Source organism: Streptomyces sp. BE20, from assembly GCF_036322525.1.
In the GTDB taxonomy this organism is placed as follows: Bacteria; Actinomycetota; Actinomycetes; order Streptomycetales; family Streptomycetaceae; genus Kitasatospora.
Window position 1 is genome coordinate 92,571 of record NZ_JAQYWW010000587.1, and the last position, 25,766, is coordinate 118,336.

The following is a 25,766-nucleotide window of genomic DNA, read 5'->3' on the forward strand; positions in this document are numbered from 1 at the left end:
GTTCACCGGCTGCCGACGGCGGCCGACCGGGCATGGACGGGCGGTCACCCGCAGACGGACGGCCCGCCCGGCGCGGGCGTTCACCGGTCCCCGGCGGTCGTTCACGGCGCGAGGTACCCGTCCAGGGCGCGGGCCAGTTCACGCCGCCACGCGTCCTCGGACAGCAACTGGGCCACCATACGGTGCGACTGGACGGTGGACTGGGCGATCAGCAGCACCATCGCGGCGAGCTCGACCGGATCACCGGCCCGGATCGAGCCGTGCTCCTGCCCCTGCGCGATGCCGGCGCGGAGTGCTTCGAGGAGCCCTCGCTGGCTGGTCCCGAGGCGTTCGACCACGTACTCGAAGAGCGTGTCGGAGTCGGCGGAACGCAGCAGCGCGCCGAGCACCGGATGGTCGCGCAGGCGGACGGCGACCCCGACGACACCGTCGACGAACGCGGCCCGGTCCACCCCGGCGAGCCGGACGGCCTCCTGGGTGGCCGCGATCTCGCGGGTGAGTAGCGCACCGATCACCGCCCGGACGTCCGGCCAGCGCCGGTAGACAGTCGGCCGGCTGACCCCGGCACGGCGCGCGATCTCGGCCAACTGGGTACGGCGTACGCCGAGTTGGATGACCAGATCGGCGGCGGCGTCAAGGATGGCGTCGTCGGTGCCGCGAGGCTCGGACGACCGGTCGAGGTCCGCGTTACTACTTGACATGATGTGTAAAACTGTAACGCATGACCGCCGAGAAGCAAGCGGAACCGGCCGACGCCGCGCTGCCGCTCCCCCCGATGAAGTGGGACGCCTGGGGCGACCCGGCCCTCGCCAAGGAGCTGTCCGCCGACGTCAAGGACCTGCTCGCCGCCGCCCTCGGCGTCACCGGCGACGCCGAGCCGGGCCCGGACGCCTCGGACGTCGTGCTGCGGCCGTCCACCCTGTCCCCGGACGACCTCGCGGCCCTCGCCGCCGTCGTCGGCGAGGCGCACATCAGCACCGCCGACGCCGACCGCCTCCCCCGGGCCGGCGGCAAGTCCACCCCCGACCTGCTGCGCCGCCGCAGCCGCGCACCGCAGGACGCGCCCGACGCCGTCGTCCTGCCCGGAGGGGAGGACGAGATCGCCGCCCTGCTCGCGCTGTGCGCCGAGCGCCGCATCGCCGTCGTGCCCTTCGGCGGCGGCACCAGCGTGGTCGGCGGGCTGGACCCGGAGCGCGGCGGCCTCGCGGCCGTCGTGTCGCTCGACCTGCGCCGCCTCGACCGGCTGCTCGACCTCGACGAGACCTCCGGCGAGGCCGTCCTCGGCGCGGGCCTCACCGGCCCGGCGGCGGAGGCGCTGCTCGCCGCGCACGGCCTCGAACTCGGCCACTACCCGCAGAGCTTCCGCTTCGCCACCATCGGCGGCTTCGCGGCCACCCGCTCCTCCGGCCAGGACTCGGCCGGCCACGGCCGGTTCGACGAGATGGTGCGCGGCCTGCGCGTCGTCACCCCGGCCGGCACCCTCGACCTCGGGCGCGCCCCCGCCTCCGCCGCCGGACCCGACCTGCGCGAACTGTTCCTCGGCTCGGAGGGCACCCTCGGCGTGATCACCGCCGTCCGGGTCCGCGTCCACCCCGCGCCCGCCGCCAAGGCGTACGAGGCCTGGTCCTTCCCCGACTTCGCCACCGGCTCGGCCGCGCTGCGCGCTGTCGAGCAGCAGGGCACCGGCCCGACCGTCATCCGGCTCTCCGACGAGGCCGAGACCATGGTCAACCTCGCGATGACGGAGAGGATCGGCGGCGAACCCGCGGTCACCGGCTGCCTGGCCGTCACCGTCTTCGAGGGCACCGCCGAGCAGGCCGCCACCCGCCACGCGGAGACCCGCACCGTCCTGCTCGCCGCCGGCGGCACCCCGCTCGGCGAGGCGCCCGCCCGGGCCTGGGAACACGGCCGGTTCAACGCCCCCTACCTGCGGGACTCCCTGCTCCGCGCGGGCGCGCTCTGCGAGACCCTCGAAACCGCCACCAGCTGGCGGAACCTCCCCGAACTCCGTCTGGCCGTCACCACCGCCCTCACCGAGGCCCTCCCCGGCTCGCTCGTGCTCTGCCACATCTCGCACGTCTACCCGACCGGCGCCTCGCTCTACTTCACGGTCGTCGCCGCCCTCGGCGACGACCCGTTGGAGCGGTGGGCCGGTGCGAAGCGCGCCGCCTGCGACGCCATCCTGACGGCCGGCGGCACGATCACCCACCACCATGCGGTCGGCGCCGACCACCGCCCCTGGATGACCGACGAGATCGGCGAGCTGGGCGTGCGCATCCTGCGCGCCGTCAAGGCCGAGCTGGACCCGGCGGGCATCCTCAACCCGGGCAAGCTGATCCCGTGAGCGGCCGGAGAACCATCGCCCGCGTCGTTCTCCTCACCAACCCCGCGGCAGCCGCCGGCCACGCCGAGCCGGCGGCCCGCCGCGCCACCGCCCGCCTGCGCGACCTCGGCATCGCCGTGGACGCGCAGGCGGGCACCTCCGCCGCCGAGTCCCTCGAACTGGCCCGCGCCGCCGTCGGCTCCGGGTCCTGCGACGCCCTGGTCGTCGTCGGCGGCGACGGCATGGTCAACCTCGGCCTGCAGGCCGCCGCCGGCACCTCCGTCCCCCTCGGCGTCGTCCCCGCCGGCACCGGCAACGACCACGCCCGCGCCTACGGCCTCCCCCGCAACGCCCCGGAGGCCGCCGCCGACGTCGTCGCCGCCGGCCACACCCGCACCGTCGACCTCGGCCTCGTCACGGCGGCCGACGGCAGCACCCGCCGGTTCGGCTCCGTCCTCGCCAGCGGCTTCGACTCCCTGGTCAGCGACCGCACCAACCGGCTCCGCCGGCCCCGCGGCCGGATGCGCTACAACCTCGCCATCGCCGTCGAGTTCGCCAACCTCCGCCCGCTGCCCTTCCACCTCACCCTCGCCGACGGCACCGAGATCACCCGCGACCTCACGCTCGCCGCCGTCGGCAACACCAGCAGCTACGGCGGCGGGATGCTCATCTGCCCGACCGCCGACCCCACCGACGGCCTCCTCGACCTCACCCTCGTCGACGCGATGCCCCGCCACCGCATCGCCCGCTTCTTCCCCACCCTCTTCAAGGGCACCCACGTCCGACGCCGCGAGGTCACCACCCACCGCACCACGTCGGTCCGCATCGACTCCCCCGCCATCACCGCCTACGCCGACGGCGAGTTCATGGCCCCCCTCCCCGTCACCGTCACCGTCACCCCCGCCGCCCTCCACCTCCTCACCCCCGCCTGACCCGCCACACCCCCGAACGCCGAAGGGCCCCGCGGCATCCGTCACCTTTTCCGAATTCGCTCGCGCAGCGGCAGGTCCAGGGACTCGACGAGCCGGACCACCATGCCGCGCCCGGGCGCCGAGCGGCCGGACTCGATGAAGCTGAGGTGGCGCTGGCTGAGACGGCGGTGGGTGCGGCGCTCGCGCAGGGTCCGGGGGAAGTCCACGGGAGCCATCTGTACACGGGGGCGGCTCCGGCCCCCGGGCGGGGCCGGACCCGGGCTCGGCCCCGGGCAGGCCGGGGCGGCCTCAGATACCCCGCCGTGCCGCCACCGCGTGCGCGTCGATCGCGGCCAGCAACGCCGCGTGGTCGACGACGGTCCGGTCCGCGTACTGGACGGCGAAGTCGGCCACGGCCTCGGAGAAGGTGTCGGCGCTGCCCAGGTAGCCGGCGACGGCGAGACGGTCGCCGGAGCGGGCGTGGGCGCGGGCCAGGGTCCGGCCGCAGAGGTCGGCGTAGGCGCGCAGGTCCGCGGGCGCCATGTCGGCGACGGCGGCGGCCCCCTTCATGTCGCGCAGCTGGCGTCCGTAGAAGTGGCGGCCCCCGGGGCCGGTGGTCCAGCCGAGGAAGATGTCGCTGGCGGCCTGCATCAGGTGCTGGCCGGTGACGACGCGCCGGCCGCCGTGGACGACCGGTGCCTCGGTGAGGTGGCGGCCCTCGGTCGGCGTCTCCGGCAGGTAGTCCTCCAGCACGGACCGTCCGGCCTCCTTGATCTGGAGGAAGAGGGGGTCGCGCTCGTCCCGGCCCTCCAGGAGGAGGACGAAGCAGCGGGTGCCGACACTGCCGACCCCGACCACCTTGCGGGCGACGTCGACCAGTTGGAAGCGGTCGAGCAGGACCCGGCGGTCCTCGGCGAGGGTGGCGCGGTAGTCGCTGAAGATCTTGCCGACCCTACGCAGCTCGTCGCGCGGCACCGGTTCGATCAGCGGCGGGTCGCTGATGATGCGACGGCGGCCGTCCTCACCCCGCTCGGTGAGCTTGCCGAAGGCCTGCAGGCTGGTGCGGCGGCGGGCGCGGTCGAGGTTGGCCTCGACCTGTCGGCGGCGACCGCCCCCGCGGACCGTCGCCGGCAGGTCGGCGGTGTCGATCCGGGCGTACCAGACCTCGAGTTCGCCCATCTCGGCGAGGCGCCGCATGGCGACCGCGTAACCGTCCGCGGCGGCGAGCGCGGCGCGGTGGGCGCGGTCGTCGTCGTGGCCGTTGTCGCGGGCGGCGACCGCGACGCTGGCGGCGAGCCGTTTGACGTCCCACTCGAAGGGGCCGGGGTAGGTCTCGTCGAAGTCGTTGACGTCGAAGAGCAGGGCGCGTTCCGGCGAGGCGTACACGCCGAAGTTCAGCAGGTGGGCGTCGCCGCACAGTTGGACGGTGAGGCCGGTGTCGGGGACGGCGGCGAGGTCGGCGGTCATGACGGCGGCGGAGCCCCGCAGGAAGGCGAACGCGGATTCGGCCATCCGTCCGTAGCGGATCGGGCGGAGGTCCGCGAGCCGGTCCTCGGCCTGGTGTTCCAGCAGGCGGATCGGGTCCGGGCGGTCGGCGGCGGGGATCCAGCGGCCGTGGGCGGAGCGGGAGACCCGGCTGCGGGCAGCCCGGCCGCGCCGGCGGCGTTCGGCGGGACTGGTCATGCGCGGCTCCTCGCGGTGCGGCCCGGAGCCCCTCCACGGCCGGGACCCCCTCCCTCGCGACGCTAGGCCACGCGCCGCGGGGCGGCATGTCGGGGCGCGGGCGGGGGCTGCCACGAGGTGGGCGGGCGCGCGACTCCCCCGCCGACGCTCCGCCGAACGGGTGAAAGGTGTGCGAGCGGACGGAGCCGCGCACCGTCCCCGCTCACTCCACGACGAAGTCCGCCATCATCGCCATGTCCTCGTGCTCCAGGTTGTGGCAGTGCAGCATGTACGTCCCCGGGTAGTCGGTGAACCGCACCAGCACCTCCACCCCCTCCGACGGCCGCAGGTCCACGGTGTCCTTCCAGCCCGCGTCGTACGGGCCCGGGTCACCACCGTTGCGGGAGAGCACCTGGAACTGGTCCAGGTGCAGGTGGACGGGGTGGTGGACGTCGCTGAAGAACCTCCAGATCTCGGTGGTGCCGAGCGCCGGGGCCGCCAGCACGCGGCCCGGCTCGTACGGCCGGTTGTTGATCGTCCAGCCGTCGTTGCGACTGCGGCGGAAGCCGAAGGTGCGGGTGGTGACGGCGGCGCCGGGGTCGAGCCGTTCGAGGGTGCAGAGGCGTTCGGGGACGGTCGCGTCGTCGGTCACCGGGCGGGAGGTGACGTCGAAGCGGAGGACCTCGCCGGTCCGCTCGCTGCCGAAGCGGTTCGTCAGGCGGACGGACGTGCCGGGCGGGTAGCGGGAGAAGTCGACCACGACGTCGAACCGCTCGGCGGGGGCGATCTCGACGGCGTCGTGCCGGATCGGTGTCTCCAACAGTCCTCCGTCGCCGCCGATCTGGACCAGCGCGCCGCCGTCGGCGGGCTGCGGGTCGAGTTCCAGGCGGTAGATCCGGGTGTTGGAGGCGTTGAGCAGGCGCAGCCGGTAGTGGGCGCGGTCCACCTCGACGCGTGGCCAGGGCGCGCCGTTGACCAGGATGACGTCGCCGAGCACGCCGTTCATGTAGTCGTCGGTGACGCCCGGAACGGTCAGCCCGGGGTCGACGGAGGGGTAGCGGAACGAGCCGTCGGAGGCGAAGGCGCGGTCGGCGAGCATGAGCGGGAGGTCGCGTTCGCCGCGCGGCAGCGGCAGGGCGTCCTCCTCCTCGTCGCCGATCAGGTGGAAGCCGGCCAGGCCGCGCCAGATGCCGGGGCCGGTGAAGCCCATCCGGTGGTCGTGGTACCAGAGGGTGGCGGCACGCTGGTGGCCCGGGTACGTGTAGCTGCGCTCGCCGACGACGGTCCGGCCCACGGTTCCCGTCCCGGACGTCCCGGACATCCCGGCCATCCCCGCCATCCCGGTCATCCCCGCCATCGCGTGCGCCGCGTGGTCGGCCGACGATCCGGCCGGGAGCAGCAGGTCGACGGGGTAGCCGTCGCTGTCCGCCGGGGTGTGGCCGCCGTGCAGGTGGACCACCGAGGGCACCGGCAGCTCGTTGCGGTGGCGGACCACGACCTCGCGGCCCGCCCGCGCGACCATGGTCGGCCCGGGAAAGGTCCCGCCGTACGTCCAGGCTTCGGTGCGCAGGCCGGGCAGGATCTCCAGGCCGGCGACCCGCTGGACGATCTCGTAGTGGTCCGTGGTCGCGTCGGAGCGGACCGGAGCGAGGACGGGCGGCACCGGCAGCGGCACCCGGAACGGCTCCGGCAGCGGGACCTCGCTGGTCAGCAGGCGTCCCGGCCGCGCCTCGGCCAGCAGCCGGGCGGCCGGCGGCACGCCGAAGGCTCCGACCGCACCCGCGCCGATCACGGCCGCGCCGACGCCGAGGAACCGGCGGCGCCTCACTGCGCCGCCTCCATCGAGCCGCTCGGACGGGGCAGCCGTCCGGCGGCCGCGCCCTGCGGGTAGGCGGGGGCGCCGCCGCTCGCGGGCAGCGGCAGACGCCAGGCGCCGACCAGGGCGAACAGCAGGGCGCTGACCAGCAGGACGCCCAGGGTGACGTGCAGCCCGACCGCCCGGTCGTATCCGAAGGCCGTCTGGGCGCCTGCCGCGACCGCCAGCAGCGCCGCGGTGCCGAGCGGCCGGAACGGTCCGCGCGTGCCGCCCGGGCCGCGACGGGCGACCAGGCCGACCGACGCGGCGGCCACCAGTTGGACGAGCACCAGGGTGTCCAGGGCCATGGCGGCCAGTTCGTGGGCCTTGAGCGAGTCGTAGTGGCCGTTCAGGAAGCTGGCGGCCAGCATCGTCTGGACCACGGCCAGGACGGCGAGCGCGGTGGCGGTGGCCCGCAGCACCAGCAGCGGCAGACGCGGCGGCAGGCGGGGCCGCAGGCGCAGCGACGGACGGGGCGGGCGGGGCGTGCGGGCCGCGGGAGGACTGCTCATCGGTCGGCCTTCTCTCTGCCGGGGCGCGCCGGGGCCCGGCAGCGGGCACACCGGCCGTGCCGGACCGGCTCGGCGCGGGGGTGGACGGGACGGCGTCCCCGGGCGTGCGGCACCGGACGGACGCGGCCGTGAGCGTAGCTGATCAGACATCACGATCGGTGTGGATCAAGGGCCTTCCGGCCTTCTACCACTCTCTGGCGCCTGTTCGGCGCGGCTTTGTCACCCGAACGGGCGGTGCGCCAGACCCGCGCGCACCGCCCGTTCACGCCCCCTGCGGAGCCGGAGCTCCGGTCCTTCCCCAGGCCGTTCCCTCCCCCGGCCCGGCCTTTCCCACCCGGCCTGCTGGGACCGGACCGGTCCCCTCCTCGCCGTCCCTACTGCCGGCCGCCGCCCATCGCCACCGGACGGGTCCGCAGCAGGGCCCGGGCCGGCAGGGCGGTCGCGGCGAGGCAGAGCAGCACCGCCGCGCCCCCCAGCGGCAGCGCCGTCCCGACCGGGACGTACGGCGCCGCGCCGGCGATGCCCCGGGTGACCGGCACCAGGGTGGTCCAGGCGATCGCACCGCCGACCACCAGGCCGGTCGCGGCGACCAGCAGCGCCTCCCAGCGCATCATGCCGCGCACCTGCCGCCGGGTGGTCCCCGCCAACCGCAGCAGCGCGATCTCGCGGCGCCGGTCCAGCACCGTCATCACCAGGGTGTTGGCGGCCGTGACCGCCGCGAACCCGCCCAGCACCCCCGCCATCACGGTGTTCGCCCAGGCGCCGAGCTCCTGCGCCTTGTCTGCCTGGGCGACGAACCCGGCCCGGTCGGTGACGAGCAGAGCCGTCCCGCCGCCCACCCCGGCCAGCTGCTTCGCGACCGCGGCCCGGTCGGCGTTCGGCGCGTCCGTGACCAGCACCTGGCTGTCGTAGCCGGCGGTCACGTGCTCCGCGACGGCCGCCCGGGGCAGCAGCGCCTGCCCGAAGCCGAGCCCGCGCTCGTAGGTGGCGACCAGCAGCGGCTTCGCCTCCGTACCGTCACCGAGCCAGAGCGGGACCCGGTCACCGACCTTGACACCGAGGTCGTCGGCCATGGTCCGGGAGAGCGCGACGGTGTCCGTCGAGCGGCCGAGCTCGGCCAGCGAGCCCTCGTGCACGCCGAGGTCGAGCACCCGGGAGAGCCGGGCCGGGTCACCGGCGACACCCAGCGCGTTGGCGGTCTGCACCGTCTGCCCGCTGCGGTAGAGGACACCGGTGCGCAGCACGCCGACCGCCGCCTCCGCACCGGGCACCTTCGCCGCCTGCTCGGCGGTGCCGGCGGGCAGGCCCGGGCCCGTCGACGCGAGCACGTGGTCGGCGGTGATGCCGCTGCGCACCTGCTCACCGGTCTCGTGGCTGATCGTGGTCTGCAGGAAGAGCAGGGTGCCGCAGAAGGCGGTGACCATGGCGATCGGCGTGATCGCGGAGGCCAGCCGGCGGGCGTTGGCCCGCGTGTTGTCGGCGGCCAGCGAGCCTGGCGCGCCGCCGGCCCGCAGCGGGGCACCGAGCACCCCGGCCGCGCCCCGGGCCACCCAGGGGCCGAGCAGCGCGACGGCGGTCAGGAAGCACATCACCACGCCGAGCGCGGTGTTGGCGGCGTCGGAACCCTTCAGGGCCGAGGCGAGGCCGGCCAGCGACACGCCACCCGCGGCGAAGAGCAGGCCGATCACGGTGCGCACCTTGCCCGGACGGCCGGCTTCGACGGCTGCCGCACCGAGCGCCTGGCCGGCGCGCATCCGGGCCGGGCCGCGGGCGGCGACGAAGCCGGCCCCCAGCGCGGCGAGCGTGCAGACGCCGACGGCTGCCAGCATCGGCACCGGGCCGACCGACAGTTCCACCGAGTCCGGGACGGCGCCGCGCTCCACCATCTCGTCGAACCACCAGCGGGCCAGGGCCAGTCCTGGCAGGATGCCGAGCGCACCGGCGAGGGGGGCGACCAGCATCGCCTCGGTGGCGATGGTGCGGCGGATCTGCCGCGGGGTGGCGCCGATGGCGCGCAGCAGGGCGAACTCGCGGGCGCGCTGGCCGGTGGCCAGGGCGACGGTGGAGACGACCACGAAGACGGCGGTCATGGTGGCGGTGCCGCCGAAGGAGCCGCCCAGGGCAGTCAGCATGGTGCGCGCCTCGGTGAGCACGGGCTGCTCGACGGTGCCGCGGTCGTCCCCGGTCAGCACCTCCGCCCGGTCGCCCACGGCCTGCTCGACCTGCGCGGCGAGCGCCTCGGCGTCGACACCCTCGCGGGGCTGCACGGCGATCGCGTCGACCCGGCCGGGATGGCCGGAGAGGCGGTCGGCCGGCTGGTCCGCGAACCAGGCGGTGGGCGTCCCGGCCGCCGCGGCGCCGAACTGCTGCGGGGCGGCGAGGCCGGAGATCCGGTAACTGCCGCTGCCGCCGGGCGCGGTGAGCGTCACGGTGGTCCCGGGCGCCAGCTTGGCGGCGCGCGCCGTGTCGGCGTCCAGGACGACCTCGCCGGCGCCGGGGGCGCGGCCCTCGACCAGCTTGTCGGCGGGGCCGGTGATGCCGAGCGAGGCGAAGCCCCGGCCGGTCAGCGGCGATCCCGCCAGCGGGGTGCCGGCGGCGCCCTGCACCGGGAAGGCGGTGTCGGGGCGGGCGGCGGCCACGCCCGGCTGGGCGGCGATCCGGGCCGCCAGCCCCGCGTCCAGACGGGCCCGCTCGGGCACCGACTGGCTCTCGGTCTCGGTGTCCTCGGCGGTCTTGTAGGTGATCGTGACGGTCGGGTCGGCGGCCACGACCACCGGCGCGCTCGCGTACCGGCCGGCCGGCACGGAGGCGGTGAGGCCGGTCTGCAGCAGCGTGCCGCAGGCCATCACGACGGCCGCGCCGAACAGCAGCGCGACGAAGGTGCCGACGAAGGAGGCGGGGCGGAACCGCACCGAGGCGCGGGCGAGTCCGTTGGTCATGCCGCCACCCCCACCGGGCGCGCGGCCAGCGTGACCATCCGGTCGGCGATCGTCCGCGGGTCCGGCCGGTACAGCTCGTCGGCGAGCGCGCCGTCGGCCAGGAAGAGCACCCGGTCGGCGACCGAGGCGGCCACCGGGTCGTGGGTGACCATCACGACGGTGGCACCCATCGAGTCCACCGCGCCGCGGAGCAGGCCCAGCACCTCGTGCGCGGTCCTGGTGTCCAGTGCACCGGTCGGCTCGTCCGCGAAGAGCACGTCCGGGTCGGTGATCAGTGCGCGGGCGATCGCCACCCGCTGTTGCTGACCGCCGGAGAGCTGCCCCGGCCGGCGCCCGGCGTGGTCACCGAGACCGACCCGGGCGAGCAGCTCCTTGGCCCGGGAACGGTCCTGGCGCTCACCGGCGAGGCGCTGCGGGAGCAGCACGTTCTGCAGCACGGTCAGCGAGGGCAGCAGGTTGAAGGACTGGAAGACGAAGCCGATCCGGCTGCGGCGCAGCTTGGTGAGCCGGTTCTCGCTCAGCCGGGTGATCTCCTCGCCGCCCAGGTAGACCTCGCCGGCGGTCGGGCGGTCCAGGCCGGCCGCGCACTGCAGGAACGTGCTCTTGCCCGAGCCGGACGGGCCCATGACCGCGGTGAAGGTACCGCGGCCGAGGGCGAGGTCGACGCCGCGCAGGGCGTGCACGGTCTCGCCGCCCCGGCCGTAGCTGCGCCGAACGCCGCGCAGCTCGATCGCGGCGTGGGCGTCGGAACGCCCGTACGGCTCGGGCTGGGGGCGGGTGCGGCGGGGTGCCATGGTGGGCCTTCCTTCGGGGATCGTCGCTGGTCGTCGACGTGTTCCAGGCTAGGAAGACGCGGCGCGGCGGACCATGGAGGCCGCTGGCGGACGGGGGGTGGGGTTATCCCCCGGCGCGCTCTCCGGGTGGCGTCAGCCCTCCCCGCCGCCGCCGGACGACGGCCCGCGCGCCAGGGCGCCGGTCGCACGCCCGGGACTCTCCGTCGGGCCTCGCCGTCCGGCCTCTCGGGCGGATCTCCTCCCCGGGCTCTCTCCTCGGATCCTCCGCCTCGGGCCTCCTCGTCAGATCCGCTCGCCGTCGATGCCCTCGTACGCGGCGCGGAGTTCGGCGACGGCGGGGTGGGCCGGGTCGAACCGGGTGCCGTCGATCGCCGCGACCGGGCGGACCCCGACGCCCGCGTTGACGGCGACGGCGGCGACGAAGCGGTCCAGCCCGGACGGTGCGACGGGCTCGCGCCGCTGCGGGCCGCCGTACGCGCCGGCCAGCAGTGCCTCGGTGACGCCGGGCAGGGCGGCGGCGTCCGGTCGGACCAGGTCACGGCCGTCGTGGAGGGCGAGGTTCCAGGTGGCGCCCTCGGTGATCCGACCGTCCTCGTCGACCAGCAGCGCATCGTCGTAGCCGGCCAGTTGGGCCAGCCTGCGGTGATGGAGCAGCCCGAACAGGCCGACGTGCTTCACTCCCGGCAACTCGCGCCGGTACACGGCGGTGCGGACCCGCAGCGGGCCGGGCGGGCCGGCCGGCGCCGAGCGGGTGGTGACCAGCAGCCGGGGTTCGGCCGGCGCGGCCGGGCGTTCGAGGCCGAGCGCCGGGTCGAACACGGTGACCCGGACGATCACCGGCGCACCGTCGGCCGGGAGGACGTGCCGGATCCGGTCGCGGACCAGCTCCCGGTCCAGGGAGGCCCCGAACACCGTGCGGCAGTCGCGGACCAGCCGGTCCAGGTGGAGCGTCAGCCCGCGGGTGCGGCCCGCCTCGGCGCGCAGCGTGGTGAAGTGCCCGTAGTTGAGCAGGCCCAGCGCCGCGAGCTGCGCGGGGTCGGCGGGTGCGCCGTCGATCTCGATCTCTGCCATGCGGCGAGTTTCCCAGGTCGGCCCGCCGGGGTGCGGAGCGGTGCGCGGCGAGGTCATCGCGCGGGATCGCCGGGCTCCCCCCTCCGGTCGCCGCTCCGGTCGCGGCCCTGATCGTGGCCCTGCTCACGGCCCTGCTCGCGGCCCTGCCTGCCGCCCGGGCCGGCCAGGATCGGACGGTAGGGGGTCGTGACCGGCCGGCCGCCGTCGCGCGCCGACCGCTCGACGTGCTCGATCCGGTACGCGAGCCCTTCCGGCTCCCCCGCGTCCGACCACCGCCACGCCTCCGCCCACCACTGCGGGCCGCGCACCAGCGGGCGTCCGGCGAGCGCCAGGTGCAGGGCGAGCGTGGAGCGGGCGAAGTCGCGCACCCAGCCGTCCGCCCGGCGGTAGTCCGTGGTCTCGTCCAGCCGCAGCCAGCGGCCCTCGCGGCCGGCGGTGAGCAGCGGGGTCCAGCCGCCACCGGGGCCCGGCGCCCCGTCCGCGACCAGCAGGACCAGCCGGTCCTCCTCCTCCCGTACCCGGTAGGGCGGCAGTTGGGGCAGCCGCGCCAGGCCGACGGCGTGCTTCCAGGAGACCACCCAGAGACCGCGGCGCAGGTAGTACCGGACGGCGTGCTGCCACGTCCAGTGCGCCTCCAGGCGGTAGCCGGGCAGACCCTCGGCCGTGGCGGCCCGGTAGAGCTGGTCGAGCGCCGTCGCGGCGAGGCCGCGCCCACGCGCGGCGGGGCGCAGGTAGAGCGAGGAGACGGCCAACTGCCCGGGCCCCTTCGTCCAGTTGTCGACGGCGACGGTGCCGACCGGGGCGCCGGCCACGGCACCGGTGGCGTCGGCCGCTCCGCCCACGGGGTCGGCGGTCCCGGCGGCGCCGGTCAACCAGTAGCGGCGGCGGTACAGCTCACCGTCCGGCCACTCGCGCCCGCTCTCTCCGAGCCGCTGTCGCAGGGCGCGTTCCTCCGCCGGACCGATCGCCTCCGGATCCACCTGCTCGCCCAACTCCCCCTCGGCGCGCGACGCGAGGTCCCAGAGCGCGAACCGCCGCCCCTCGCCCTCCCCCACCGCCCGCACCCCGGGCGCCGCCTCCAGCCGCGCCTGCGCCCGTTCCACCGCCGCATCCCAGGACCTCACCACGCCGTCCACGATAGCGACCGGACGGCACCGAGCGTAATTCCATGGACACCGAACGTCAGGTCGGGTACGAATTCACTTGTTCGGAACACCTCGCGAAAGGGCGGACCCCACCCGTGCACGATCCCACCGTCCGGCCTGCGCGCGGCCCTCCCCCGCGCACCCGACCGTGGTAGGGGAAACCCGACCACAGGACTCGACCTGGCCCTCATGACCTCGCCGACCTGCGCCGCTGCAATGAAGTGGTGCTGATTCACCGCGCCCGTCGAAGCCGTCCGAGCCCTCCCCGCCCTCACGATCGACCTCGTCTCCACGACCGCCACCGCCACGACCGTCACCGCCACCGCTCCCCCGGCGGGCGACGGCTGCTGTGGTGCGGCGGATGGCTGGTCGCGGCCGGCTGGGCCGGGGCGTTCCCGCTCGTCTCCGGGCTGGGACCGCACCGGAGTTGGGGACTGCACGCCGCAACGGGATACCTGGCGGCGGCGGTTGCCGTGCTGGTGCTGCCCCGGCGGTGGGCGTCCCGCTGCGCGGCGGCCGTCGCGCTCGCCGGCGCGATCGCCGTACCGCTGTTCGTCCTGGTCGCCACCGGGCAGGGGCAGAGCGAGGTCACCGTCATCGAACGGTCGGGCGAACTGCTGCTCCGGCACGGCACGCCGTACCTGGCCGAGCCGCACACGGTCGCCGAGTACACGCCGTACCTGCCCGGCATGGCGCTGTTCGGGCTGCCTCGCGCGCTGCTCGGATCGGACGGGTGGCCGGTCCGGATGCTCGGCGACGCACGGGTGTGGTGTGCCGCCGCGTTCTTCGGCTGCCTGGTCGCGGCCGTCGGACCGCACCGGACCCGGCTGCGGCTGCGGCTGCGGCTGCGGCTGCGGCGTGAGCATCGGCGTCGGCATCGGGGCGGACCTGTTCCGGCTTCGGGGCCTGCCGTCGGCCCGGTCGGCCCGCAGGTCGGCACGCAGGTCGCGGCGCTGATCGCCTCGCCGCCGGTCGCGCTGCCGCTCTGCGTCAGTGGGGTCGACCTGCCACTCACCGGACTCTGCTGCCTGGCGCTCGCCCTGGCCGGCCGGGCCCGCCCGCTCGGCGCCGGAGCGGCCCTCGCCCTGGCCTGCGCGCTCAAGTGGACGGCCTGGCCGGCGGTCGCCGTGGTCGCCGCCCTGCTGGCCGCCACCGCCGGACGGCGGGCGGCGGTGCGCGCGACGGCCACCGCCGTGGCCGGCACGGCCGCGATCGTCCTGCCCGGTGCACTGCGCGCGCCCGGACCGCTGGTGCAGCAGGTGTTCGCCTTCCCCACCGGGCGCGGCGGGCTGCCCACGCCCGCGAGCAGCCCCCTGCCCGGCCGGATCCTCGCCGACCTCGGCCCGGCCGGGTGGTACACCTCCCTCACCCTGCTCCTGCTCGCCGGACTCGCGGTCGCCGCGTCGCTCGCGCTCCGCCCGCCCCGGGACGCCACCGGCGCAGCCGACCGGCTGGCACTCGGACTCGGCCTGGCCTTCCTGCTGGCGCCCGCCGGACGGTTCGGCTACCTCGCGCTGCCCGCGCTCCTCGTCCTCCTCGCCAGGCTGTCCGCGCGCGACCGCCCCGGGGCCGACCGTGCCCGCACCGCCACCGCCGTGCCCGCCGTGCCCGCCCCGTCCGTACGTGCCCCTGCTCTCCTCGCCCCGCCGCCGCGGGCGGGCGGGTGCGTCCGTCCCGCGCCGCGCCGCCCCACCACCCCGGTGCCCGCCCGCCCCCGGCAACCGGCCCGCGCCCCGGCCCGCACCACCGCCACCGCCTTCCCCCGAACCGAGGTCGTCACCACCCCATGACCAGCACCCTCATCGTCACCAACGACTTCCCGCCCCGACAGGGCGGCATCGAGACCTTCGTCCACGCCATGGCCACCCGGCTGCCCGGCGGCGAGGTCGTCGTCTACACCTCGGACGAACCGGGCTCCGCCCACCACGACGCCGCACTGCCGTTCCCGGTGATCCGCGACCGGTCCCGGACGCTGCTGCCGACCGGGCGGGTCACCCGCCGGGCCGCCGAGATCGCCCGGGCGTACGGCTGCGACCGGATCTGGTTCGGCGCCGCGGCCCCGCTCGCCGCGATGACGCCCGGGCTCCGCCGCCGAGCGCCGGGAATCCGGCGGACCGTCGCCACCACGCACGGCCACGAGATCTGGTGGGCGCGCACCCCGGGGGCCCGTCGACTGCTGCGGCGGATCGGTGACAGCGTCGACGTCGTCACCTACCTCGGTCCGTACACCCGCGACCGGATCGCCCCCGCGCTCGGACCCGTGGCCCGGCTGGAACGGCTCGTGCCCGGCGTCGACGCCGACCTGTTCCGGCCGCGGCCCGGGCGGCCGTCCGACGAGTCGTCCGCACTGTGGCGGGAGCAGCGGGGCGGCGGTCCCACCGGGCCGGTGATCCTCTGCGTGGCCCGGCTGGTCCCGCGCAAGGGGCAGGACTCCCTGATCCGCGCGCTCCCGCAGATCCGGCGGGCCGTCCCCGGCGCCACCCTGGTGCTGGTCGGCCGCGGCCCGGACGAACAGCGGCTGCGCGACCTCACGCGACGGCACACCGAGCCGGGCTCGGTCGTGTTCGCCGGCGGCCGGGAGCACGCGCAGACACCCGCCCACTACGCGGCGGCCGACGTCTTCGCGATGCCGTGCCGCACCCGCCGGGCCGGTCTGGAGGCGGAGGGTCTCGGCATCGTCTTCCTGGAGGCGGCGGCCTCCGGACTCCCCGTCGTCGCGGGCCGCTCCGGCGGTGCACCGGACGCCGTCCTCGACGGCGTCACCGGCACCGTCGTCGACGGCCGCGACGACACCGCCGTCGCCGAGGCGATCGTCCGCATACTCCGGACGCCCGCCGCCGAGCGCGCGCGGACGGGCGAGGCCGGTCGCCGGTGGGTCCGGGAACAGTGGTCCTGGGAGACCACCGCCCGGCGGCTGGCCGCCCTCCTCGCCCCCGACGCGTCCTCCTCGACTCCGAGGCCCACGCCGACGACCGACGACCGGCGACCGGCGACCGGCTCGGGAGTAGCGGGCCGGGCGCTCCCGAACGATGACTTTTGAAATATCGGCCGGAAGGGATTTTATACCTTGCTACTGTTCGATTCACGCCGATCGAACGGAGGAGACGTCGTGTTCACCGTGGAGGACATTCCGGAATTCCGGATCGCCTACCTGAGGCACGTCGGCCCGTACGGGCCCGGAAATGCCGCCCCGATGGAAAGGCTCAAGGAATGGGCCACCACCAACGGCCTGTTCCGGGCCGACTCGGTCGTCCTGGGGATCGCCCGGGACGACCCCGCGCGGACGACGCCGCAGAACTGCAGGTACGACGCGTGCCTCGTCCTTCCGCAGGACGCCGGGATCCCGCACGACGAGGTCGAGGAGGCCCTGCTGGCCGGCGGCCGTCACGCGGTCCTGGTCGTCCCGCACACCCCCGAGGGGTTGTCACGCGCCTGGGCCGGACTGTTCCGCGCACTGACAGGTGCGGGTTTCGGCCCGGACCCCGGGCGGCCGATTCTCGAACGGTACCGTCCACAGATGCTCGACGCTCACCTGTGCGAGATCTGCGTTCCCGTCCTCCCCTGCTGAGGCGAGCCGGTTTCTTCGCACGGCCGTGAATTACCCCCCCCGGGGGAAACTCAATCGAAAGGCTACGGGGCAGGCGCCCGTCGCCGCTCGTCGGGCCCGGGAGTCCGCGTTCAGAGGGCGGCGGCTTCCCGCAGGACGCAGGCCGGTTCGCGCGGCCGGGAGGACATCGGCCGGTGACCGGTCTCCGGCTCGGCCACGTGCCAGGTGGGGCGGGCGAGGAGGCGGCCACGGCAGTGGGCGGCCGGGGCCGTCGAGCAGGCGGACGAGGTACGGGGCGGGGAGCTCTCCGAGCGGTCGGGCGAGGGCTGCGGGCTCGCCACGCCGCTCGGCGAGACCGGAGAGCGTCAGCGGGTGGTGACCCGGCCCCGGAACCGTCCGGCGGCTACTCGCCGCGCTGATCGGCGAGGTGGGCCAGGACGGCGAGGACGCGCCGGTTGCCCTCGGCCGGGTCGAGGTCCAGCTTCATGAAGATGTTCCCGCAGTGCTTGACCACCGAGGCCTCGGTGATGTTCAGCCGGGCGCCGAGGGCCTGGTTGTTCAGGACCTCCGCCATCAGCCCCAGCACCTCCCGCTCGCGCGGGGTGAGCCGGCCGAGCGGCCGGTCCGCGGAACGGCCCCGGAGCAGGACGCGGACCACCTCCGGGTCGATCACCGTCTCACCGGCGGCCACCCGGCGCAGCGCGTCCAGGAAGTCGCCGACGTCGCCGACCCGGTCCTTGAGGAGGTAGCCGAGCCCGGCCTGCTGCGCGCCCGCGGCACCGAGCAGCCGGGTGGCGTACGGGGTGGCCACGTACTGGGAGAGGACCAGGACGGGCAGGTCGGTGTGGCGCTCGCGGAGTTCCAGGGCGGCGCGGAGTCCCTCGTCGTGGAAGCCGGGTGGCATCCGGACGTCGGTGACGACGGCGTCCGGCCGTTCGGCGTCCACGGCGTCGGCGAGCGCGGCCGCGTCGCCGACGGCGGCGACCACCCGGTGGCCGCCCCGGGTGAGCAGTTCGACGAGGCCGGCCCGAAGCAGGACGGCGTCCTCGGCGATGACTAGCCGGAGCACGGCACCTCCAGTCGGAGCCGGGTCGGCCCGCCGGTCGGGCTGGTCACCATGAGTCGTCCTCTCAGGATCGCGACCCGGTCGGCCAGTCCCTGGAGCCCGGCCCCGGCGGCCGGGTCGGCTCCGCCGCGGCCGTCGTCGGTCACCTGGACCACCAGCCGGCCGTCCGCGACCCGTCCGTGGACGGTGACGGCGGTGGCGCCGCTGTGTTTGGCGGCGTTGGTGAGGGCCTCGGTGACCGTGAAGTAGGCGGTGCTCTCGACCGGGCCGGGCAGCCGGCCGGGCAGGTCGAGGTCGACCTCGACGGGGACCGGGTGGCGCAGCGCGATCTCGGCGACGGCCGCGGCGAGCCCGTGGTCGGTGAGCACCTGGGGGTGGATGCCGCGGACCAGGTCGCGCAGCTGTTCCAGCGCCAGCCGGGCCTCGGCCCGGGCACGGTCGACGAGCACGGCGGCCGGGTCCTCGTCGGTCCGGCCTCCCGCTCCACCCGCCCGGCCGTCGCGCTCGTCGGCCCCCGCACCCGGCGGGTGGGCCCGCTCGCGCAGTTCGTGGGCGGCGAGGCCGAGCGTCATGGTGAGGGCGACGAGCTGCTGCTGGGCACCGTCGTGCAGGTCGCGCTCGATGCGGCGCCGCTCGGCCTCGAAGGCGTCGGCCAACCGGGCCCGGGAGCGGGTCAGTTCGACGACCTGGCGACCGAGGTCCTCCTCCCGCGGGCCGAGCAGCAACCGGGCCAGCCGGACGTGGGCGGTGGTCAGCAGCGCGCCGGCGTAGGAGCCGAGCAGCAGGCCAACGAGGCCGGCCCCGGTCGCCGGGAGCGCGTGGAGCGGCCCCGGGACGGTATGGCCGGGGATCAGCATGACGGTCTCGGGGGCGAGCGCCCACACCACGACCGGGCTGACGACCAGGGCCGCGGAGAACACCAGCAGGGCGGTCAGGCCGAGTCCGGCGGCGGTGAGCACCGGACCGACCAGCGCGGTGTGGGCGAGTTCGCGCCAGGTCGCGCGCTCGCGCAGACGGGTCCGCAGCCGGGCGCGACGGCCGGCGCCGGGCAGCGCCCGGTGCGGGTCCGGCACGGCGTTCGGTTCGACCAGCCGGAGCCGGCGGCGTTCGAGGGCGCCGGCGGGCAGGCCGGCGAGGGCGACGGCGAGCAGCAGCGGCAGGCCGATGCCGGCCACGGAGAGGGCGAGTCCGAGCAGTGCGAGGACGACGAGGAGCACCGTCGTCAGCAGCCCGATCAGGGCGCCGCCGACCAGGTAGGCCCAGCAGCGCACCGTGTGGGGCGTGAACGGGAAGCGGAGCGGTCGGGCGCGCAGCGCGGCCCAGACGGCGACGGGCGGCGACGGCGACGGCGGTTCGGGGCCGTCGGCCGGGGGCTCGTTCGCCGCGAGCCCGGCGCGGAGGGGCCCACCCGCGCGCCCGGCGGCCGGCGCGGCCTCGACCACACCGGACGTACCCGGCGCGGAGTCGTCCGCCGTCGCGGCGTCCGCCGTCGGGGCGTCCCGCGCTGGGGCGTCCCGCGCTGGGGCGTCCGCCGTCACGGCGTCCGGCACCGGGAAGTCCGACGCAGGCGCGTCCGGTGCGGCGCCACCCGGGTACCCGCCACGAAGGGCCGTGCTCGTACGGCCTCCGTCACCTGCCCGCCCCTTGCCCATCAACCCACCCTAACCGACCGGCTGACGCGCCTTCCGGCGGCTCGGGAAGCCCCGGCGGCTCCGACCGTCCCCGCCACCTGCCCCGCCGCCGGCCTCACCGCCCGCCCCCGCCCCGGCGGGGGCCGGGGGCCGGGTGAGGGCGACCGCGGCGATCACGGCGAGCCCGCCGAACAACGCGTTCCAGCCGACCGGCTCCGCGAGCAGGAGGGCCCCGAGCGCCGTCGACCAGAGCGGGGTCACGTAGGTGACGGCGGCGGCCACGGCGGTGCCCGCCGTGCGGACCAGGTTGAGGCTGAGGATGTAGGCCACTCCGGTGCCGAGGGCGCCGAGCACCAGCAGGGCGGCGGCCGGTCCGGCGCCGGGCCAGTGCGGGGCACCGGCGACGAAGGGTGCGACCAGGAGCAGTTCGGCACCACCGCAGGCGATCTGCACGGCGGACAGGGCGGTCGCCGACTCCGGGCGGCCCGCGAGGTGGCGCCGCAGGTAGGCGAACCCGGCGCCGTAACAGCAGGCGGCGGCCAGGCAGGCCAGACCGCCGACCGCGTCGACGGAACCGGCGCCGGCGCCGCGCCAGACGCCCAGGACGGTGAGCACCCCGGCGAAGCCGAGGCCGAGGCCGGCGAGCCGGCGCGGGCCGGGGCGGCGTTCCCCGGCGACGGTGGCGACCGCGAAGAGCAGGGTGAACAGCGGGGTGGTGGCGTTCAGCACGCCGGCCAGCACCGAGCTGACCCGCGTCTCGCCGTAGGAGAAGAGGACGAACGGCGCCGCGTTCAGCAGGACGGCCGCCACCGCGGAGTGGCCCCAGGTGGCGAGCGAGCGCGGGGCGGCCTCCCGGCGGACGGCGAGGATCGCCCAGAGTGCCGCGGCGCCGAGGAGGCATCGCCAGCAGGCCACCCAGACCGGCGGCACGCCCGCGTCGACGGCCACCTTGATCAACGCGAAGCTCGCGCCCCAGATCGCCGACAGTGCCACGAACCCCGGCCACCAGCGCTGCCGCACCCGGACCACCCGCCCTTCCTCGTCGCCCCGACCGGGTGTCCCGGCCGACCGCGTGGACAGAGGGTGGCTCGTCGGCGGACCATGAGTCCAACAAGTCATGGTGCGCGGCAGATGAGGAAGTCTCATGACCCCCGAGGTGAACCTGGCCCAGCTCAGGGCGCTGGTCGCGGTGGCCGACGCGGGCGGCTTCGGGGCGGCGGCGGCCGAGCTGGGCATCAGCCAGTCCGCGGTCTCGCACGCGGTGGCGGCCCTGGAACGGGTCCTGGGCGCGCCCGTGCTGCACCGGGCCGCACCGGCCCGGCCGACCCCGCTGGGCGAACGGATCCTGCCGCACGCCCGGACGGCGGTCGCCTCCGCGGCGGCCGTCCGCACGATCGCCGCCCGCCACTCGGGCGGGCTCACCGGAACGGTCCGGCTGGCCGCGCCCACGACCGTCTGCCAGGGGCTGCTGCCCGGGCTGCTGCACGACTGGCGGGCCGCGCACCCGCGGCTGACCGTGCGGGTCTTCGAGGGCGAGGACGACGAACTGACCGCCTGGCTGGAGGCGGGCACCGTGGACGCGGCGGTCCTGATCGACACGGCCCAGGTGCCGCCGGGCGCGGTCACGCTCGGCTCGGACGCCATGCACGCGCTGCTCCGTCGCGACCATCCGCTGGCGGGGGAGGACACCGTGGACGTGGCCGAGCTGGAGGACGACGACTTCCTGCTCTCCGAGGGCGGTTGCGAACGCCAGATCCGGGAGGCGTACCGCCGGGCGGGCGTCCGGTTCGCACCCCGGCACCGGATCCGGGACCTCAACACGCTGATCGGCATGGTGCACGCGGGCGTGGGCGTCTCGGTGATGCCCTCGCTGGCGCAGCCGATGCTTCCGGCGGACTGCGTGCTCGTCCCGATCCGGCCCGCCGTGCACCGGACGCTCACACTCACCGGTCCGACCGGTCGACCGTGGTCCCCGGCGGTCGCGGGCCTGCTGACCGCCGTCCGCGCCGAGCGGATCGAGGCCCGCCCGTCCTGACCAACTACGCGTCACCGCAAGTGACTTGATGCTAAGTCGCTTGTACCGCAGGAGCCGCCCGAACGGAATCCGCATTTCGTCGTACGACATGCGGGGGGACCGCGGGCGAGGATGGCCGTGGCATGTTCGCGCTGAACGGTCAAGGCGGGGCGCCACATCCCCGCCGGCCGTGGTCTCTCTCCGCACGTACCCGCACCTCACCCGAAGGCAGGTACTCCGATGAACCTCCGCGCCATGACCCGCAAGCTCCTCCTCACCGGCGCCGCCGTCGTCCTCGGCGGCACGCTGGCCACCCTCCCGGCGCAGGCCGCCGGGCTCTCCCCCGCACCGGTCGCAGCCGCCGCACCGGCCGCGACCGCCGCGGTCGCGGCCTCCCCGCTGCTCGCCGCACTCTCGCCCGGCGGCACCGGGGTCCACCAGTGGAACGGATCCGCCTGGATCCAGGTCGGCGGCCCGGCGGGCACCGTCGTGAGCGGCGGCGGCGTCCTGGCCGCCACCAACCCCACCACCGGGGACCTCTACCGCTACGACGGCGCCGCGTGGTCCCGGATCGGCGGCCCCGCCGCCACCATCACCGCTGGCGGCGGCGGCAACACCCTGATCGCCACCAACCCCACCACCGGCGACGCGCCGGACGGGGAACGCCGGGGGTGATTGAACCGGATCGGACACGAACCTACAGTGGCGCCACCCCGCCGCCTCCCACCACCGGGGCCGCACCGGCCGTGACGGACCCCCACGAACCGGCACCTCCGACCGGGCGGGCGGCCTCCGCCGCCACCACGAAGAGGCTGCCATGACGATGCTCCTGGTCCACGGCTCGTTCAAGATCATCGGTTCCGAGCCGGACGGCGACACCGTCCGCTTCGTCCCGCTCGATCCGAAGGCCTGGGACCGGCTCCCCGGCTGTCCGGTCAAGCACAGCGCCGCCACCGGCGAGACCAGGCTGCGGCTCGACGCCGTGGACGCCCTGGAGACCCACTACGACCGGACCGGCCCCGAGGTCAGCCAGCCGCACGAGTTCGCCCACGCCGCCCGGGACGCGCTGCTCGCCTTCCTCGGCTTCAGCCACGTCCAGCACGACGGTGAGAAGGTCGTCGCCGCCACTCCCGCCACCACGCCCGGCTGGATCGCCACCCTCGGCGCCGACAACCTCGGCCGCTGCGTCGCCCTGGTCGGCGTCGGCGCCCCGCCCGGCGCCGACGGCAGCCAGGTCCAGATGGACGTCCCGCTGCTGCGGACCACCGCCAACCACGACCTGCTCTCCAGGGGGCTGGCCTACCCCACCTTCTACAGCAAGCTCTTCGCGGACCTCCGCACCGAACTCACCACCGTCGCCCACCAGGCCCGCACGGAGAAGAAGGGACTCTGGCGGGACGACGTCACCACCTCCGCCACCGGCGCGGTCATCCCCACCATGGAGGCGCTCACCGGCCTGGTGCTGCTGCCCAAGCTGTTCCGGCGGCTGGTCGACCACTTCAACCTGGTCGGGACCTCCCTCACCTGCCTCCCCGCCTTCCTCGCCGGGGCGCAGGACGAGGTCAAGGTCATCCCGACCGACCGGACCGAGCTGAGCCTCAAGCCGCTGGTCCAGGTCCTCGACGGCAACGCCGTGCGGATGACCGTCGAGGTCGAGGACCTCGTCTTCAGCGAGGGCTGAGCGGGCGCCGCCCCGGCGCGCGCCGGGCGACGGGGCGGACCCGCCCCGGCCCGGGCCCGGACACACCGCCGCCGCCCGCGGCCCGGCGGGTGGCCGGGCCGCGGGCGGCGGTGCGCGTCGGGCGCCGTCGTGTCAGACGCGGTCGGCGGCGATCAGGACGTACTGGAAGGAGCCGTCCCGGTACGAGTTGATGAACGCCTCCTCGATGCCCGTGACCAGCGAGGACGCGGTGGCCCGCAGCTCCCAGTAGGGCAGGGTCGCCGGGGTCAGGTCGATGACGGCGGCGGGCACCAGCCGGTTGTCGGCCATGGCCCGCAGGTACTCGCGACGGGAGTGGATGTTGCACTCGAAGTGCGCGTTGATCTGCGACACGTACTTCGACGGCTGGCCGTAGATGGGGTTCCAGCAGCCCGTGATGGTCACGTACCGGCCGCCCACCGACAGGATGCGGGAGTGCTCGGCGAAGAGGTCGTGCAGGTCGACGTACATGCTGGACTCGTTGTTCCAGGACGAGCGGACCGAGCCGGTGTCGAACGGCGTGGCCAGCATGTTGCAGACCCGGGCGCGGACCGAGTCGTCGATGCCCAGCTCCCGGGCGCGGCGGTTGCCGAAGTCAGCCTGCTTGGCGGAGAGCGTGACGCCCTCGACCTTGGCCCCGAAGCGCTGGTGGGCCATCACCATGGAGCCGCCTCGGCCGCAGCCGGCGTCGACGAGCGTGTCGCCGGCCGTGACGTCGCCGAGGTGGTCCAGGAGGACGCCGGTCTGTGCGGACTCCAGCCGGTGCAGCTCGGCGATCACCTTCTTCTCGCGCTCGCTGTCACCCGGCTCGCCCAGCGCGGAGTGGTCGACGTCACCGATGCCGTAGTGGTGGTGGTAGAGGCCGTCGACGTCACCGAGGCGCAGGTTGACGGGCCGTGCCTCATGGTCCCAGTAGCGGGCGATGTCGCCCTGGTAGGGGGTGGCCGGCCCGGGGACGGTGACGGCGCCGTTCAAGGGGGCGGACCCGTTCAGGGGGGTGATGTCGGTCGTGGTCATCGGTCATCTCCTCGCTTACCAGAAATCAGGCAGGCTGTAGCGGTAGGTGTTGGTCTGGTGCCAGTTGTGGTTGCCGTCGACCCAGACGGCGACGCCGCGCAGGAAGCGCACCACGGTCGGTACCGGGCAGGCGGCGGCCAGGGCGGCCGCCTCCGCTTCGAAGGCGTGCATGAGCTCGTTGTGGACCTCGACGCCCTTCAGGTAGGCGTCCCGCTCGGAGACGCCCTCGCGTTCGGCGATCACCACGGGCAGGTTGAGGTGCCGGCCGGGGCTGGCGAGCTCCTTGGTGTAGGAGTACAGGTCGTTGACGATCGTGGTGGCGTTGGAGGCCAGCGCGATGACCCGTTGCAGGGCGGGCTGGGCGTGGAGGTCCGACGGCAGTTCGTAGCCACCGACCGTGTCCGTGATGGTGGGGCAGGGGCGGAAGTTGTTGAACTGGCGCATCGCCAGGTACTCCCACACCTCGGGGACGTACTCGGTCTCCGACCAGGCGGCCTCGGCGAGGTAGCCGAGGTGGAGGCGGGCCATGTCGTGCCGGAACCGGTCCGCCTGGGCGGGGGTGGCCGTGCGGGTGAAGTAGTCCATTGCGGAGCGGTACGCGCGCCGGGGGGCGTCCGACCCGAGGGACTCCGCCCAGTCCGGCCCGTAGGCCTGCGTGGTGTGGAGCGGGTCGAGCGCGGTGTGGGCGAGCAGGAGCCGCCCACCGAGGCCGACCGGCGAACCGCCGTGGTCCTCGCAGTAGTAGTCGTCGACGGCGTTCTCGGCGGCCATCAGCCGCGTCGCGATCATCAGGTGGTCGACGGTCGGGGCGTCGGGGTGGCAGGTGACCATGTAGCGGCCGAGCGTGAAGCCGTCGAACTGGTCCTCCCACTCCGGCGGGTAGAGCTGGACCTCGTCCTCCGCCCAGACCTTGATCCGGCGGCTGACCTCCGCCACCCGCTCGGGGTCGGGCTCCGCCACCGGGTGCCAGTACAGGCCGGGGATCGGGTCGCCGGTCTTCGGCGGGCCCGCCTCGGGCGCCGGGCGTGACGTTTCGCCATCGTCCGAATCGGATGCCTCGGCCACCTCCGGCGCCTCGTCGCGCGGCGCGAAGTGCAGGCCCGCCGTGCCCAGCCCGCTGGGACCGCGGAGGATCCGGTCCAGGGCCACGGAACTCACGACCGCACCGCTTCCGTCCGGACGTGCTCCGGCACGCCTCGCTCGGCCACGGTCCGAACGTCCTCCGGTACGCGCCGCGCGGCGGCGGGGACGAACCGCGCGCGCCACGACGTCCGCGGCGTCTCCGGCCTGGTGCCCAGGGGCATGGGGGAGCCTCCCTCCGAGAAGGAACTACAGGGGATGACTGATCGTCATATAACCCGGCGGGAACGGGATCTCCGCAAGCGGACCCGTCTCGCTCGCTTCCCAACGGTAGGCGGGGTGGCAGGTCTGGAACGAGCCGAACGATCTTCTACACCCGATCGGGTGAACGTATCCACCCACCGCGTTTGAAGCGCACCGGCGGGGAATCGTGGACCGTCCGACCTCCCTCCGCCCGGGGCCGGAACGGCTTCCCCGCACGCCAGGGCACCCTCCCCCAC

General features: G+C 75.5%; 22 protein-coding genes and 1 pseudogene. 8 read left to right on the plus strand and 15 right to left on the minus strand.

Features of this window, described 5'->3' with window-relative positions; all coding sequences use genetic code 11:
• Positions 1–101 precede the first annotated feature (101 nt).
• Positions 102–701 (minus strand): TetR/AcrR family transcriptional regulator, encoded by a 600-nt coding sequence (locus PUR61_RS11160; protein ID WP_329878353.1) that lies wholly within the window; start codon positions 699–701, stop codon positions 102–104.
• Between the two features lie 20 nt (positions 702–721).
• Between PUR61_RS11160 and PUR61_RS11165 the strand changes: the two genes are divergently transcribed.
• Entirely contained in the window at positions 722–2,344 is a 1,623-nt protein-coding gene (locus PUR61_RS11165) for an FAD-binding oxidoreductase (protein ID WP_329878355.1), read from the plus strand.
• Positions 2,341–3,255: a diacylglycerol kinase gene (locus PUR61_RS11170; protein ID WP_329878357.1), complete on the plus strand. Its 915-nt coding sequence runs from the start codon at positions 2,341–2,343 to the stop codon at positions 3,253–3,255. Before PUR61_RS11165 ends, PUR61_RS11170 begins: the two co-directional genes overlap by 4 nt.
• Positions 3,256–3,311: 56 nt before the next feature.
• On the opposite strand, the pseudogene PUR61_RS11175 reads toward PUR61_RS11170, so the two are convergent.
• From PUR61_RS11175 to PUR61_RS11210, 8 genes and pseudogenes are all read right to left on the minus strand, one after another.
• A pseudogene (locus tag PUR61_RS11175) lies at positions 3,312–3,461 on the minus strand (transcriptional regulator); the annotation flags it as partial.
• A gap of 82 nt (positions 3,462–3,543) precedes the next feature.
• Complete coding sequence (locus PUR61_RS11180) at positions 3,544–4,917, minus strand: DUF2252 domain-containing protein (RefSeq protein ID WP_329878359.1); 1,374 nt, start codon at positions 4,915–4,917, stop codon at positions 3,544–3,546.
• 202 nt (positions 4,918–5,119) lie between these two features.
• Positions 5,120–6,724, minus strand: coding sequence for a multicopper oxidase family protein (locus PUR61_RS11185; protein ID WP_329878361.1), 1,605 nt, complete (start codon positions 6,722–6,724; stop codon positions 5,120–5,122).
• Complete coding sequence (locus PUR61_RS11190) at positions 6,721–7,263, minus strand: hypothetical protein (RefSeq protein ID WP_329878363.1); 543 nt, start codon at positions 7,261–7,263, stop codon at positions 6,721–6,723. The genes PUR61_RS11185 and PUR61_RS11190 overlap by 4 nt, the downstream gene beginning before the upstream one ends.
• 374 nt (positions 7,264–7,637) lie before the next feature.
• Complete coding sequence (locus PUR61_RS11195; protein WP_329878365.1) at positions 7,638–10,202, minus strand: FtsX-like permease family protein; 2,565 nt, start codon at positions 10,200–10,202, stop codon at positions 7,638–7,640.
• Positions 10,199–10,996: an ABC transporter ATP-binding protein gene (locus tag PUR61_RS11200; protein ID WP_329878367.1), complete on the minus strand. Its 798-nt coding sequence runs from the start codon at positions 10,994–10,996 to the stop codon at positions 10,199–10,201. The genes PUR61_RS11195 and PUR61_RS11200 overlap by 4 nt, the downstream gene beginning before the upstream one ends.
• A gap of 282 nt (positions 10,997–11,278) precedes the next feature.
• On the minus strand, positions 11,279–12,067 hold the full coding sequence (locus tag PUR61_RS11205; RefSeq protein WP_329878369.1) for an aminotransferase class IV: 789 nt from the start codon (positions 12,065–12,067) through the stop codon (positions 11,279–11,281).
• Positions 12,068–12,120: 53 nt separating this feature from the next.
• Complete coding sequence (locus tag PUR61_RS11210) at positions 12,121–13,194, minus strand: GNAT family N-acetyltransferase (RefSeq protein WP_329878371.1); 1,074 nt, start codon at positions 13,192–13,194, stop codon at positions 12,121–12,123.
• A 491-nt stretch (positions 13,195–13,685) separates the two neighbouring features.
• Here PUR61_RS11210 and PUR61_RS11215 point away from each other — a divergent pair, with 491 nt between their 5' ends.
• The 3 genes from PUR61_RS11215 (at position 13,686) to PUR61_RS11225 (ending at position 16,780) form a co-directional block, all read left to right on the plus strand.
• Complete coding sequence (locus PUR61_RS11215; RefSeq protein ID WP_329878373.1) at positions 13,686–15,002, plus strand: glycosyltransferase 87 family protein; 1,317 nt, start codon at positions 13,686–13,688, stop codon at positions 15,000–15,002.
• Positions 14,999–16,252 carry a glycosyltransferase family 4 protein gene (locus PUR61_RS11220; RefSeq protein ID WP_329878375.1) on the plus strand — a complete coding sequence of 418 codons (1,254 nt, stop codon included), beginning with the start codon at positions 14,999–15,001 and terminating at the stop codon, positions 16,250–16,252. The genes PUR61_RS11215 and PUR61_RS11220 overlap by 4 nt, the downstream gene beginning before the upstream one ends.
• A 69-nt stretch (positions 16,253–16,321) precedes the next feature.
• The gene (locus PUR61_RS11225) at positions 16,322–16,780 is read left to right on the plus strand and encodes an AraC family transcriptional regulator (protein ID WP_329878377.1); all 459 of its coding nucleotides are present in this window, start codon (positions 16,322–16,324) and stop codon (positions 16,778–16,780) included.
• 110 nt (positions 16,781–16,890) lie between these two features.
• Here the strand turns inward: PUR61_RS11225 and PUR61_RS11230 are convergent, their stop codons facing one another.
• The 4 genes from PUR61_RS11230 to PUR61_RS11245 all read right to left on the minus strand — a co-directional run bounded on the left by PUR61_RS11230 (position 16,891) and on the right by PUR61_RS11245 (position 20,485).
• Entirely contained in the window at positions 16,891–17,100 is a 210-nt protein-coding gene (locus tag PUR61_RS11230; RefSeq protein ID WP_329878379.1) for a hypothetical protein, read from the minus strand.
• A 62-nt stretch (positions 17,101–17,162) separates the two neighbouring features.
• Positions 17,163–17,828 carry a response regulator transcription factor gene (locus tag PUR61_RS11235; RefSeq protein WP_329878381.1) on the minus strand — a complete coding sequence of 222 codons (666 nt, stop codon included), beginning with the start codon at positions 17,826–17,828 and terminating at the stop codon, positions 17,163–17,165.
• Entirely contained in the window at positions 17,816–19,138 is a 1,323-nt protein-coding gene (locus tag PUR61_RS11240; RefSeq protein ID WP_329878498.1) for a sensor histidine kinase, read from the minus strand. The genes PUR61_RS11235 and PUR61_RS11240 overlap by 13 nt, the downstream gene beginning before the upstream one ends.
• Before the next feature lie 348 nt (positions 19,139–19,486).
• The gene (locus tag PUR61_RS11245) at positions 19,487–20,485 is read right to left on the minus strand and encodes a DMT family transporter (protein ID WP_329878383.1); all 999 of its coding nucleotides are present in this window, start codon (positions 20,483–20,485) and stop codon (positions 19,487–19,489) included.
• A gap of 115 nt (positions 20,486–20,600) precedes the next feature.
• On the opposite strand from PUR61_RS11245, the gene PUR61_RS11250 reads away from it, so the two are divergent.
• The 3 genes from PUR61_RS11250 (at position 20,601) to PUR61_RS11260 (ending at position 23,151) form a co-directional block, all read left to right on the plus strand.
• Entirely contained in the window at positions 20,601–21,491 is an 891-nt protein-coding gene (locus PUR61_RS11250; RefSeq protein ID WP_329878386.1) for a LysR family transcriptional regulator substrate-binding protein, read from the plus strand.
• 234 nt (positions 21,492–21,725) lie between these two features.
• Positions 21,726–22,145, plus strand: coding sequence for a hypothetical protein (locus PUR61_RS11255; RefSeq protein WP_329878388.1), 420 nt, complete (start codon positions 21,726–21,728; stop codon positions 22,143–22,145).
• A gap of 142 nt (positions 22,146–22,287) precedes the next feature.
• Entirely contained in the window at positions 22,288–23,151 is an 864-nt protein-coding gene (locus tag PUR61_RS11260) for a thermonuclease family protein (protein WP_329878390.1), read from the plus strand.
• A 132-nt stretch (positions 23,152–23,283) separates the two neighbouring features.
• On the opposite strand, the gene PUR61_RS11265 is transcribed toward PUR61_RS11260, so the two are convergent.
• Positions 23,284–24,186 carry a geranyl diphosphate 2-C-methyltransferase gene (locus tag PUR61_RS11265; protein WP_329878392.1) on the minus strand — a complete coding sequence of 301 codons (903 nt, stop codon included), beginning with the start codon at positions 24,184–24,186 and terminating at the stop codon, positions 23,284–23,286.
• 15 nt (positions 24,187–24,201) lie between these two features.
• Positions 24,202–25,452, minus strand: coding sequence for a family 2 encapsulin nanocompartment cargo protein terpene cyclase (locus PUR61_RS11270; RefSeq protein WP_443035151.1), 1,251 nt, complete (start codon positions 25,450–25,452; stop codon positions 24,202–24,204).
• Between the last annotated feature and the right edge of the window lie 314 nt (positions 25,453–25,766).

What these genes read in the sequence shown, in the direction of transcription:
- PUR61_RS11160 (WP_329878353.1), bottom strand. Translation starts at nt 701, where the DNA reads ATGTCAAGTAGTAACGCGGACCTCGACCGGTCGTCCGAGCCTCGCGGC.
- PUR61_RS11165 (WP_329878355.1), top strand. Translation starts at nt 722, where the DNA reads ATGACCGCCGAGAAGCAAGCGGAACCGGCCGACGCCGCGCTGCCGCTC.
- PUR61_RS11180 (WP_329878359.1), bottom strand. Translation starts at nt 4,917, where the DNA reads ATGACCAGTCCCGCCGAACGCCGCCGGCGCGGCCGGGCTGCCCGCAGC.
- PUR61_RS11190 (WP_329878363.1), bottom strand. Translation starts at nt 7,263, where the DNA reads ATGAGCAGTCCTCCCGCGGCCCGCACGCCCCGCCCGCCCCGTCCGTCG.
- PUR61_RS11195 (WP_329878365.1), bottom strand. Translation starts at nt 10,202, where the DNA reads ATGACCAACGGACTCGCCCGCGCCTCGGTGCGGTTCCGCCCCGCCTCC.
- PUR61_RS11200 (WP_329878367.1), bottom strand. Translation starts at nt 10,996, where the DNA reads ATGGCACCCCGCCGCACCCGCCCCCAGCCCGAGCCGTACGGGCGTTCC.
- PUR61_RS11205 (WP_329878369.1), bottom strand. Translation starts at nt 12,067, where the DNA reads ATGGCAGAGATCGAGATCGACGGCGCACCCGCCGACCCCGCGCAGCTC.
- PUR61_RS11220 (WP_329878375.1), top strand. Translation starts at nt 14,999, where the DNA reads ATGACCAGCACCCTCATCGTCACCAACGACTTCCCGCCCCGACAGGGC.
- PUR61_RS11250 (WP_329878386.1), top strand. Translation starts at nt 20,601, where the DNA reads ATGACCCCCGAGGTGAACCTGGCCCAGCTCAGGGCGCTGGTCGCGGTG.
- PUR61_RS11255 (WP_329878388.1), top strand. Translation starts at nt 21,726, where the DNA reads ATGACCCGCAAGCTCCTCCTCACCGGCGCCGCCGTCGTCCTCGGCGGC.
- PUR61_RS11260 (WP_329878390.1), top strand. Translation starts at nt 22,288, where the DNA reads ATGACGATGCTCCTGGTCCACGGCTCGTTCAAGATCATCGGTTCCGAG.
- PUR61_RS11265 (WP_329878392.1), bottom strand. Translation starts at nt 24,186, where the DNA reads ATGACCACGACCGACATCACCCCCCTGAACGGGTCCGCCCCCTTGAAC.